General features: G+C 67.9%; 9 protein-coding genes. 4 read left to right on the top strand and 5 right to left on the bottom strand.

What is annotated here, in order from left to right; genetic code table 11:
* Positions 1 to 6 precede the first annotated feature (6 nt).
* The 3 genes from ACZY0Q_RS00690 (at position 7) to ACZY0Q_RS00680 (ending at position 4986) form a co-directional block, all read left to right on the top strand.
* Positions 7 to 1335 carry an HRDC domain-containing protein gene (locus tag ACZY0Q_RS00690; protein WP_463913469.1) on the top strand — a complete coding sequence of 443 codons (1329 nt, stop codon included), beginning with the start codon at positions 7 to 9 and terminating at the stop codon, positions 1333 to 1335.
* Positions 1336 to 1456: 121 nt separating this feature from the next.
* Positions 1457 to 2773: a thiolase family protein gene (locus ACZY0Q_RS00685; protein ID WP_463913466.1), complete on the top strand. Its 1317-nt coding sequence runs from the start codon at positions 1457 to 1459 to the stop codon at positions 2771 to 2773.
* On the top strand, positions 2770 to 4986 hold the full coding sequence (locus tag ACZY0Q_RS00680) for a 3-hydroxyacyl-CoA dehydrogenase NAD-binding domain-containing protein (RefSeq protein WP_463913463.1): 2217 nt from the start codon (positions 2770 to 2772) through the stop codon (positions 4984 to 4986). Before ACZY0Q_RS00685 ends, ACZY0Q_RS00680 begins: the two co-directional genes overlap by 4 nt.
* On the opposite strand, the gene ACZY0Q_RS00675 is transcribed toward ACZY0Q_RS00680, so the two are convergent.
* The 3 genes from ACZY0Q_RS00675 to ACZY0Q_RS00665 are packed head-to-tail and all read right to left on the bottom strand — an operon-like array spanning position 4972 to position 8109.
* Positions 4972 to 6498: an ABC transporter ATP-binding protein gene (locus ACZY0Q_RS00675; RefSeq protein ID WP_463913461.1), complete on the bottom strand. Its 1527-nt coding sequence runs from the start codon at positions 6496 to 6498 to the stop codon at positions 4972 to 4974. The two genes, ACZY0Q_RS00680 and ACZY0Q_RS00675, sit on opposite strands and share 15 nt — an antisense overlap.
* A gap of 2 nt (positions 6499 to 6500) precedes the next feature.
* Complete coding sequence (locus ACZY0Q_RS00670) at positions 6501 to 7244, bottom strand: energy-coupling factor transporter transmembrane component T (RefSeq protein WP_463913458.1); 744 nt, start codon at positions 7242 to 7244, stop codon at positions 6501 to 6503.
* Between the two features lie 10 nt (positions 7245 to 7254).
* A complete protein-coding gene (locus tag ACZY0Q_RS00665) occupies positions 7255 to 8109 on the bottom strand; it encodes an ECF transporter S component (protein WP_463913455.1) in 855 nt (284 codons plus the stop codon).
* 275 nt (positions 8110 to 8384) lie between these two features.
* Between ACZY0Q_RS00665 and ACZY0Q_RS00660 the strand changes: the two genes are divergently transcribed.
* Positions 8385 to 9806, top strand: coding sequence for a mycothione reductase (locus ACZY0Q_RS00660; RefSeq protein ID WP_463913452.1), 1422 nt, complete (start codon positions 8385 to 8387; stop codon positions 9804 to 9806).
* A gap of 9 nt (positions 9807 to 9815) precedes the next feature.
* Here ACZY0Q_RS00660 and ACZY0Q_RS00655 read toward each other — a convergent pair whose 3' ends face one another.
* Positions 9816 to 10841, bottom strand: coding sequence for a nucleoside hydrolase (locus ACZY0Q_RS00655; RefSeq protein WP_463913450.1), 1026 nt, complete (start codon positions 10839 to 10841; stop codon positions 9816 to 9818).
* A gap of 11 nt (positions 10842 to 10852) precedes the next feature.
* Positions 10853 to 11830 carry an aldo/keto reductase gene (locus ACZY0Q_RS00650; RefSeq protein WP_463913448.1) on the bottom strand — a complete coding sequence of 326 codons (978 nt, stop codon included), beginning with the start codon at positions 11828 to 11830 and terminating at the stop codon, positions 10853 to 10855.
* Between the last annotated feature and the right edge of the window lie 3 nt (positions 11831 to 11833).

Here is an 11833-nt window from a genome sequence, read left to right as displayed (position 1 = left end):
GGCATCATGACCCCTCATATTCCGGAAAACACCACGGCCGGCGCTCCGGCTGCTGATACCACTCCCCACATCACGGTGGAAGGCTTCGACAGCCAGGTCCCCGTAGTCATTGACCTCGATGCTCCGCGCGACGGCGTGCCGCTGGTCATCGAATCGCAGTCCGGGCTGGAGCGGTGTGCGGCAGCCATCGCCGCCGGAACAGGGCCCGCAGGGGTTGATGCAGAACGGGCCTCAGGATTCCGCTACGGCCAGCGCGCGTTCCTGGTGCAGATCCGGCGCGAAGGCTCCGGTACCTGGCTGATCGATCCTGAACCGTTCGAGAACCTGTCCATCATCAACGATGCGCTCCAGGGGGTGGAATGGATCTTGCACGCAGCCAGCCAGGACCTGCCCTGCCTGCTCGAGCTGGGCATGTGGCCGGACAAGCTCTTCGACACGGAGCTCGCCGCCCGGCTGGCCGGTCTGCCACGCGTTGGCCTGGCCGCCGTCATCGAACAGCTGCTCGGCTTTGGCCTGGCGAAGGAACATTCGGCCGCCGACTGGTCCACCCGGCCCCTGCCCGAGCCCTGGCTGCGCTACGCCGCCCTGGACGTGGAAGTCCTGACCGAACTGCGTGAAGAACTCATCGAACTCCTGCAGGCCGACGGCAAGCTGGACTACGCGGAGCAGGAGTTTGCCGCGATCCTTGCCGCCGGCGTTGCCCCTCCCCGGGTTGACCCCTGGCGCAAGACTTCCGGCCTGCACCAGATCCGCGACCGGCGCCAGCTGGCCGCGGTCCGCGAAATGTGGCTGGAGCGCGATTCCCTGGCACAGAAACGCGATGTGGCGCCGGGCCGGCTGATCCCGGATTCCGCCCTGGTGTCCGCTGCCAAAGCTATGCCGTCCACCGTTCCCCAGCTGCTTGGCACCAAGGGCTTCCATGGCCGTGCGGCACAGCGTGAGGCGCCCCGGTGGCTCCGCTGCATCGCCGCTGCCCGCGACCTTGAGGACCTTCCACCGCTGCACCTGCCCACCAACGCACCACCCCCGCCGCGGGTGTGGTCCGACCGCGACCCCGAGGCCGCGGCACGCCTGTCCACCGCCCGCCCGCTGCTGCAGGCGAAGGCGGAGGAACTGAACCTTCCCGTGGAGAACCTGCTGACGCCGGACTACCTGCGCCGCGTGGCGTGGCGTCCGCCGTCGGACGTTACCGAAGAAGCAGTGGCCACCGAGCTGCGCACCCTCGGTGCCCGCGAATGGCAGATCGGCCTGATCGCGCCGCTTCTCACTGACGCTTTCCTCAACCCGAAACCGCTGCCGGCCAAGGAAACCAATGCAACCGCAGCCACCGAGTAAACGCCCCGTCACCGAGCCTTGCACACTATGTTACTGACGAGTAACATAGTGTGCACTGCCGTCCCGCCGAGCGCTGCCCTTTGGCCTCCGGACGGCGCCAACGTCTCGATGAGGAGTAAACGTGAGCCAAGCCCGTCACAGCGGAGAACACAGCAGCGGATCCCCGCGAACTGTCCGCGACGTCGTTTTTGTTGACGGCGTCCGCACACCTTTCGGCCGGGCCGGCGAGAAAGGCATCTACGCCGGAACCCGCGCCGATGACCTGATGGTGAAGTGCATCCGCGAACTTCTGCGCCGCAACCCCACCCTGCCCCCGGCCAGGATCGACGAAGTCGCAGTCGCCGCCACCACCCAGACCGGCGATCAGGGCCTGACCCTCGGCCGCACGGCCGCCCTCCTGGCCGGGCTCCCCAGGACCGTCCCCGGATTCGCCATCGACCGCATGTGCGCCGGCGCCATGACCGCAGTCACCACAACGGCGAGCGGCATCGGTTTCGGCGCCTACGATGTCGTGATTGCCGGCGGTGTGGAGCACATGGGCAACCACCCGATGGGCTCCGGCGCCGATCCGAACCCGCGCTTTATGTCCGAGCGGCTGGTTGATCCTGCCGCCCTGAACATGGGCAACACGGCCGAAAACCTGCACGACCGTTTTCCCGCCATCACCAAGGAACGCACGGACGCCTACGCCGTTGCCTCGCAGGACAAACTCGCTGCCGCTTACGCACAGGGTCAGATCCAGCCGGACCTTGTTCCTGTGGCTACCCTGAAGCCAGGTCAGGGCTGGACGGTGAACAGCGTTGATGAGCCGCCCCGGCCGGGCACCACGCTCGAGGACCTGGCAGCCCTGCGGACTCCCTTCCGCGCCCACGGCCGCGTGACGGCAGGCAATGCCGCCGGCCTGAACGACGGCGCCACGGCCGCCGTCCTGGCATCCTCGGAAGCTGCCGCGGAACTGGGTCTGCCGGTCAAGATGCGGCTGGTCAGCTACGCCTACGCCGGCGTCGAACCCGAGGTCATGGGCATCGGCCCCGTGCCCGCGACCGAAAAAGCACTGAAGAACGCCGGCCTCGGCATTGAGGACATCGGACTTTTCGAGATCAACGAAGCGTTTGCCGTGCAGGTCCTGAGTTTCCTGGACCACTTTGGAATTTCCGACGACGACTCCCGCATCAACCGCTACGGCGGCGCCATCGCGGTTGGCCACCCCCTCGCGTCCTCCGGCGTCAGGCTGATGAACCAGCTTGCCCGGCAGTTCGAAGAAGATCACTCGGTCCGGTACGGGATCACCACCATGTGCATAGGCTTGGGCATGGGAGCCACCGTCATCTGGGAAAACCCGCATCATCCCGATTACAGCGGTGCCGTCGCAGCAGCGGGCAGCGAAGCAGTCACAGAAGCAGTCACAGAAGCAACCACCGAAGGAGCCGCTGCATGAGCGCCGCCGATTTCACCAAGCTTGCCGAGCTCTTCCCCGACGAAACCGTGACCCACTCGTACGTCCAGGACATCAAGCTGCCTGCCGCCCCCGGCCAGCAGAGCCCTGGGGTGTTCGCGCTGATCACGCTGGACAACGGCCTGGACCATTCCAAACCCACCACGCTGGGCCCCAATACCCTGGTGGAACTGGGCACAATCCTCGAGGGCCTGAAGGAGCGTGCAGCCCGCGGCGAGATCGTGGGCGTAGGCGTGACCGGCAAGCCGTACTTCCTCGTGGCCGGCGCCGACCTGTCCGCGGTGAAGTCGCTGGAGAACCGCGATCATGGCCTGTGGATGGCGCAGCTCGGGCATGACGTTTATGCCACACTGGCCAACCTCGGCGTCCCCAGCTTCGCGTTCATCAACGGCGTTGCCCTGGGCGGCGGCTTGGAGATCGCCCTGCAGTCCACGTACCGCACGGTATCCACCGGCGCCGGTGCACTGGCGCTCCCCGAGGCCTTCATCGGCTTGGTCCCCGGCTGGGGCGGCGTCTACATCCTGCCGCGCCTGATCGGACCCGAGAACGCGGTCAAGGTGATGATCGAGAACCCGCTCAGCAACAACCGGACGCTCAACGGGCCGCAGGCCTTCCAGCTGGGCATCGCCGACGCCCTGTTCGAGCCGGCAGACTTCTTGGAACAGTCCCTCGCCTGGGCGGCCACGGTCATCACCGGCGAGACGGTCCCGGAGCGGGCCAACGCCGTGGACCCGGCTGATCCCGGTGTTGCCGGCCGCTGGTCCGCAGCCGTCGCCGCAGGGCGGACGTTCGTGGAGGCCAAGACCTCCAACGCCTCCCCTGCACCGGCCAAGGTCCTGGACATCCTCGAAGCCAACCGGACCATGTCCCAGGCCGAATCCGCCGCCCTCGAATGCGATACCCTCGCCGGCCTGATGCAGACCGACGAGTTCCGCGCCACGGTCTACGCATTCCTGGACCTGGTCCAGAAGCGTTCCAAGCGGCCTGCCGGCGCACCGGACCGCAAGCTCGCCCGTCCGGTCAGCAAGATCGGCGTTGTGGGTGCGGGCCTCATGGCCAGCCAGCTTGCCCTCCTGTTCGCCCGCCAGCTCAAGGTTCCCGTGGTGATGACGGACATCGACCAGGCCCGGGTGGACAAGGGTGTGGGCTACGTCCATGCAGAAGTGGACAAGCTCCTCGGCAAAAAACGGATCAGCCCGGACGCAGCCAACCGAACCAAGGCCCTGGTCACGGGATCGGTCTCCAAGGAGGCGTTCGCGGACGCCGATTTTGTCATCGAGGCGGTCTTCGAGGAGCTGAACGTCAAGAAGCAGGTCTTCGCCGAGGTGGAAGCAATCGTCTCGCCGGACTGCATCCTCGCCACCAATACGTCCTCGCTGTCCGTCACGGCAATGGCCGAAGACCTCGCGCACCCGGAACGGCTGGTGGGCTTCCACTTCTTCAACCCGGTTGCCGTGATGCCCCTGCTCGAAATCGTTCGCGCCCCCAAGACCGACGACGCCGTGCTGGCCACCGCTTTTGAGCTCGCCAAGGGCCTGAAAAAGACTGCGGTCCTGGTCAAAGATGCGCCGGCCTTTGTGGTCAACCGGATCCTGCTGCGGCTGATGGGCGAAGTCACCGCAGCCTTCGACGAAGGAACCCCCGCCGACGTTGCCGACAACGCCCTGCGGCCCATGGGCCTGCCGATGACCCCGTTTACGCTGGGCGCCATGGTGGGACTGCCAGTGGCGCAACACGTCCAGGAGTCCCTGAACGCCGCCTTCGGAGACCGCTTCGCCGTGTCCACGAACCTTCAGAAACTCATCGAGAACGGCGTGAAATCTCTCTGGGCCCCGGCCGCCGACGGCTCCCAGGAGATCCCGGAGTCCACCCTGTCGCTGATGTCCTTCGGCACGTCGCCCTCCACCGGTGACCAGGTGCTGCGCCGGGTCCAGGATGCCCTGGCCGAGGAGATCGGGCTGATGCTGGATGAGGGCGTGGTGGCCGGTCCTGAAGACATCGACCTCTGCATGATCCTCGGCGCCGGCTGGCCGATGTTCCTGGGCGGCATCACGCCATACCTGGACCGGGTGGGCGCCGCGGAACGTGCTAACGGGAAACGGTTCCTCGCGCCCGGCGTCGCGTCGGGCCTGTCGGGTCGGTCGTCCGAATCAGCCAGCGCGGATGCAGCTACCCCGGAATCAGTCCGCGGGTAGCAGGCGGCCGGCCTCGAGGCGCAGCAGCCGGTGCGCGATGGAGCGGGCGTACTCCAGGTCGTGGGTGACCAGCACGACGGCGGTGCCCTCCGCCGTCGTGCTGCGTACCACCCGGTCCAGCGCGGCCAGCCCAGGGCCGTCCAGCGAAACGGTGGGCTCGTCCAGCGCAAGCACTGAAGGACGCCGGGCCAGCACTGTGGCCAGGGCCAGAAGCCGCTGCCGGGACGCAGGCAGTTCAGCCGGGTGCCGTCCGGCAAGGTGCTCCAGGCCGACGGCGGCGAGGGCGTGCTGCACCGCATGGTCCGCTGCCGGCCCGTGGCGGACGAGTCCGAAGCGTACTTCCCGTTCCACGGTCCGCTCGAACAGCTGGTCCCGGGGCTGCTGGAAGAGGAGCCCAACGTCGTGGGCCACTTGTCCCGCCGGGTGCCCGCCGATGTTCCGCCCGTTGACCAGCACGCTGCCCGCGGTTGGTTGGAGCAAGCCGTTGAGGTGCCTCAGCAGCGTCGACTTTCCGGCACCGTTGGGACCCGTCACCGCCAGGATCTCGCCCGCGCGGACCGTCAGGCTGAGTCCGTGCAGTACCGCGGCAGCCGGCGGGCCCGGTTGTGGCCTGAACCAACCTCTGCGCTGCATCTGGCGGTACGTGAACGAGACGTCACGCAGTTCCAAGGCCGGCGCACTGTCGACGGCGGCTGGGTAGCCTGCTTCGGTCGGCCTCCGGCGGCCTGTAAGCGGGCGCGGGTAAACCACGCCTGCCGGTTCAAGGGCACCGGCAGCCAGGATTTCTGCCGGCGCGCCAGCCGCAGCTACCGTCCCGCTGACGAGGACCAGCCACCTGTCGGCATTGTGCAGGAAGGGATCGGCCCGCTGGCTCAGGATCACGACGGCGGTGCCGTCCTGTACGAGGTTCCGTACCAAGGCAGCGACGTCGGTGGCTCCGTCGGTGTCGAGGGAGGCGAAGGGCTCATCCATGATGAGAACTGCGGGGCGGGAAATGACCGCGCAGCCGATGGCCAGGCGGCGCAACTGTCCACCGGAAAGGGTGGCAGGATCCCGGTCCACCAGTTGGGCCAGGCCGGTCAGCGCTGCCGTGTGCCGGACGGCGCCGGCCATGCTCTCACGGTCAACCCCCGCGTTTTCCAGCCCGAAAGCCAGTTCCTCGGCCACGGTGGCCCGGACCGTGGACAAGGCAGCGGCGGGATCCTGCGGCACATAGCCCACGTGGCGGCCCCAGCTGCCGGGATCGATCCGCGGATCGGCAGCTGTCCCGGCGAACCGCACGCGCGTGCCGGCAAGCTCAAGAAAACCCGTGAGTGTCCCGCCGTCGCCGGGCAGCAACCAGCCGGCGAGGAGGCGGCCCAATGTTGATTTGCCGCTGCCGGAACCGCCCAGGACCGCTGTCAGTGATCCTGGAGCCAAGGTCAGGTCTATGCTCGCCAGGACGGGTTCGTTTTCGCCGGGGAAGACAAATTTTTCGATGCCGGCAGCCAGCGCCTGTGGGGTCTGCACCATTGCTAGGCACCCGCCGTCGGCTGCCAAAGGCGGGCGGCGATGGCCGCCAGCGCCGCGAGCAGCAGGAGCAGGCGCACCCACCGCTGCACCGGAGAATCCTGCACCTGACGGTAACTGGTGGTTGGACCGGCACTACCGAAACCTCGCGCTTGCAGGGCAGCCGCGCGGGTGCCGGCTTCCTCCAGGAGGGACAGCATCAGGGGTACCGCCTGCCACCGGAACGCGGCAGCCCGCCCCGGAATTCCGGGCCTGATCACCAGGCCACGGGCTTCCTGGGCCTGCCGGATCCGCCCCAGCCTGGAGCTGATGGCCGGCAGCAGCGTCAGAGTGGACGCAACCACGAATCCGAACCGCGCGTGGACGCCGCGGGTGGACAGGGCAGCCACCAGGTCCGGAACGCTGACAATGAAGGAATACAGCAGCAGCACGAGCACTGCTGCGGAAAGCTGAGCCGCCCGCTCGAGCGCAAACTGCAGGCCTTGGGCTGTGACGCGCGCCGGTCCCCACTCCGCCAGCACGGTGGTGCCCTCAGGAAAGAACAGTCCATGCAGGGCAAGCAGCGACAGCACCAGCGGAACCAGGATGACCGCCGCGGCCGGCAGCATCCGGCGCGCCGCTCCCCCGGCGACCGACAATCCCGCGGCCGCGGCGATCACGGTGAGGGACAGCGGCCAGCTGGCGGCCGCCGTTGTGATAACTGCTGTGCTGCCCGCAACGGCCAGTGAGGTGAAGGGGTGAAGGCGCATCGGGGGTGGGTCAGGCGTCCTGGCTGGTGGAATGGCGGCTGGACTCGTCGGTGGGCTGGCTGATGGCTGTTCCCGCGAGCACGCGGTACTGCCGGACAAAGGGGAACTGCAGGCGGGTGCGGCGCGGCAACGCGTACACGAGGACGGCTACGAGGGTGAAGACGATGGCCTTGTCCATGGGGTCCGAGATCAGGGCCTGTTTGGTGATTGCCGCCAGGAGGGTGTCACCCATGGAGCGGAAGGCGCTGACAATGGCCCCGGTGGCCAGGCCGGAGGTGCCGCCGAAGACGAACGCGGCAACGGGAGCTGAGACCACACCTCCGATGATGCCGGCCACGAAGCCCGCCACCGGTGCCAGGTAGAAGCGCCGGAACAGGCCGTGGCGTGCGGCGATGCCGGCCAGGAAGCCGATCAGGGCTGCACCGGCGGCGAACGGCAGGACCGTCGGGTTGAAGAATGACCAGACGATGCTGCTGAGGGCGCCCGTGGCTGCTCCAGCAGCCGGTCCGGCCAGAACAGCGATCAGGACAGTGCCGATGGCATCAAGGTAGAACGGGACCAACGTGCTTCCGACGAACTGGCCCAGGACAATATTCAGAACCAATGCAACCGGAATCAGCACCAGCGTGGACACTGGCAGCGTGGGCAGGACGCCGACGATCAGCAGCACGGCGCCCACGAGGAAGCCGGACAGGGCGATCAGGGCCGAGGCGCTCCCCGGGCCGCCAGTGATGTCCGCAGGCTGGTTCAGGACCAGGTAGACGTACGTGCCGGCAATGGCCACCGCTCCGAGGATTTCCAGCAGTCGGCGGTTGCGCGCCGTGGCTGGCAATTGTGGCGGCAGTGTGAGGGAGGGCGATGACATGGCTTTCCTTCTGGGGATGCAGGCTCTGCCGCCCGGAACTGACCGGGCGGTGCGGAACGCCGCCTATGTCACCTCGGCGGCAGCCGGGGGCGTCTGCGCTGGCCCGGGTCCGCGGCCCAGTCTACCGGCCGAAATTCGCACGCCATGCCCGTCCTTGGGCAGCCCCGCCATCATGTGGGAAACCACCATGATGCCGCGGGCAGCCGTCCGGTCGTACGATGTGGAGTGGGCCCGTCAACCGCCGCCTGCCCGCCTGGACATCACGAAAGGCACAAATGCCCCACTACGACCTGGCCATCATCGGATCCGGATCCGGCAATTCGCTGATCACCCCGTTCTGGGACGACAGGAAGGTGGCCATGATCGACGGCGGCGTGTTCGGCGGCACGTGCCTGAACGTCGGCTGCATCCCCACCAAGATGTTGGTCTACCCGGCCTCGTTGGCCGCCGCACCCAGGGAAGCCGCCCGGCTGGGCGTGGACCTGAGCCTAAACAAGGTGCGCTGGAATGAGCTGCGGGACAGGATCTTTGGCCGGATCGACGCGATTTCCGAGTCCGGCCGGCGGTACCGGGCCGATGAACTGGCCCATGTTGACCTATACCAGGAGCACGTCCGGTTCACCGGGCCCCGGACCCTCAGCACTGATTCCGGCGTGGAGCTCACCGCGGACCGGGTAGTGGTGGCCGCGGGTTCCCGGGCTGTGCTCCCCGATGTGCCCGGGATCGGCCTGCCGCAGGTGCATACCTCGGACACCGTGATGCGCATCGATGGTCCGCCCGAACGGGTGGTGGTGGTTGGCGGCGGGTACATCGCCGCCGAGTTCGCTGCCGTGTTCCACGGTTTCGGCGCCGAGGTGACCCAGGTGAACCGTTCGCAGCGGCTGCTGCGCGGAAACGACGCCGAAATCGCCGGGCGCTTCGCCGCAGCCGCGGCCGGCCGCTGGAAGCTCAAGCTTGGCTACTCGCTCCAGGCGGTGGAGGACAACGGCGACGGCAGCGTCACCGTGGTATTCGCGGACGGCGACGGCAAGCAGCTGCGGGTCGCGGCAGACATCGTTCTGATGGCCACCGGGCGGGTGCCGAACACGGACCGGCTGGGTGTGGACGCCGCCGGCTTTGACCTGGACGGGGACCACACCCTGTCCGTGGACGCGAACCTCAGGGTCCTTGCCGGCGGCAGGCCCGTTGACGGCGTTTATGCCCTGGGCGACATCGCCAACAGCTACCAGCTCAAGCACGTCGCGAACCGGGAGGCCCGGGTGGTGGCGCACAACCTGGAACACCCGGACCGGCCCCGGACCATCGATTACACGGCCGTGCCGTTTGCGGTGTTCAGCAATCCGCAGGTGGCCTCCGTGGGCCTGACCGAGCATGATGCCCGGCAGGCCGCAGCAGGGGCGGACGTTGTCACAGCAGTCCAGGACTACGGCTCCACTGCCTACGGCTGGGCCATGGAGGACGAAGAGGGTGTGGTCAAGCTTGTGGCGGAACGGTCCACCGGCCGGCTGCTCGGCGCGCACATCATGGGCCACGAGGCCTCGCTCCTGATCCAGCCGCTGGTCCAGGCGATTGTCACGAACGTGTCTGTCCACCAGCTCGCGCGGGGTCCTTACTGGATCCACCCGGCCCTGACCGAGGTGGTGGAGAACGCCCTGCTTGCCCTAGACGTTGAGGTGCCCGAAGACGCGCCGCTGTAAGGCTGGGTCTTAGCCGACCCTGCGGGCAAGGCGCCCGAGGGAACCCACCAGTTCGTCGAACGCCTGCGCCGGGTTGTTGTCGGAGACGATCCGGGCATTGTGCGGCCGGTTCCACAGGTTCCGGTAGTCCGCCACGGTGGTCCCCATCAGCATGGCCGACTCAACCTCCACGTCCACCGTGGCCGGCCGGGTGCTGTATTCCAGGGTGCCGGCTGCCACGCCGGCGGCGAAGTAGTCGTGGACGTGCGCCAGGTAGCCCTGGTCATAGCGCCGGTGGAATTCGAAGTAGAAGCGCAGCGCATCGGACAGGTGCCGCACCAGGGTGTTATCGGACGTGCTCCTGAGCCCTTCGGCCTGTTCCTGCAGCACGAGTTCCTCCACGGCGCAGCCTGCCGCCGCGGCCAGCCGCCGCACATGCTCCGGGCGCATCTCCATCCGCTCGGTGGTGTCCAGGGAGCAGACGATGGGCAGGCGGTCCATGGGCAACCCGCGGTAGGCCGCATAGACTTCCTTGGCCGCCTGCGGATCAACGTGTGTGTTCCATTCGGCGGTGGGGGTGGTGTTCCCCTGGTGGTAGAAGCTGCCGCCCATGATGACCACCTTGCCCAGCAGTTCGGGCAGCCGCGGTTCGCGCCGGATGGCGAGGGCGAAATTGGTGAGTGGTGCCGTGATCAGGGCTGTCAGCTCCCCCGGGTGGGCGTGGCCGGCGTCCACCCAGACGTCGGCGGCGTGCCGTGCCGACACCGTGCCCGACGGCGGCGGCAGGACGGCGTGGCCAATGCCCTGCGGGCCGTGGGTTTCCGGCGTTGTCACCAGCGGGATGCCCAGTGGGGCCAGGGCGCCGACGGCGACTTCCACGTTGGGCCGGCCGCACAGCTCCAGCAGCGCGAGGGTGTTGCTCGCCACCTGGTGGGCAGCCACGTTTCCCGGGGACGCCGTCACGGCCACGAATTCCACCTCCGGCAAGGACGCCAGATACGCCAGGGCCAGGGCATCGTCGATCCCGGTATCCACGTCCAGCAGCAGCCTGGTCATCGGCGGGGTTCCTAGAAGAGCGCCACTTGGGGGACCTTCGGGAAGATCGCATCCAGTTCCGCGAGCTCCGCGGGCGAAGGCACCCAGGCGACGGCGGCCGCATTTTCGCGGATCTGCTCCGGCCTGGTGGCCCCGGCGATCACGCTGCTGACGGCAGGCTGGGCCGCGAGCCAGGAGAAGGCCACCTGGATCTCGGTCAGGTCGCGTTCTGCGGCGAAGGAACTGAAGCGCTGGAGCTGGTCCCAGTCGGCGTCGTGCACCATGTGGGTGCGTGTATGGCTCAACCTCGAGCCGGCGGGAGCCGCGCCCGGCGAATACTTGCCCGTCAGCAGGCCATTGGCCAGCGGGAAATAGGGCAGGACCCCGATACCGTACGCCTCGGCTGCCGGCGTGACCTCCTGCTCCGCGCGCCGGTCCAGGAGGTTGTAGTGGTTCTGGGTGGAGATGAACCGCGTGCCGCCGGCGGCCCGCGCCACAAATTCGGCCTCGGCAATCTGCCAGCCGGCGCGGTTGGAGTGTCCGATGTAGCGGACCTTTCCGCTCGTGACCAGGTCATCGAGGGCGCCCAGCGTCTCCTCGATGGGGGTCAGGGAGTCCGGCGTGTGGAATTGGTAAAGGTCGATCCAGTCCGTGCCCAGCCGCCGCAGCGAGGCCTCCACCGCACGCACAATGTAGCGGCGGGACCCTCTGGCTCCGAAGTCATTGCCGTTGGCACCCCGGACATCCATGCCGAATTTGGTGGCTACCACCGCGTCGTCCCGCTTGCCGGCCAGCGCCTTGCCGAGCATCGTCTCGCTGAGTCCGGGCTCGCGCCCGTAGTTGTCGGCGACGTCGAAAAGCGTCACCCCGGCGTCGAGGGCGGCATGGACGACGGCGTCAGTCCCTGCCTGCGATTCGGTCACCGTGTTGGCGCGGCCCAGGTTGTTGCAGCCGAGCCCCACGACGGAGACGGTCAGCCCGGAGTTTCCCAGGCGTCGGTAGTCAGGCATGTT

It is taken from the genome of Pseudarthrobacter lactosi, assembly GCF_055412785.1.
This window is presented reverse-complemented; position numbering and strand designations above follow the sequence as displayed.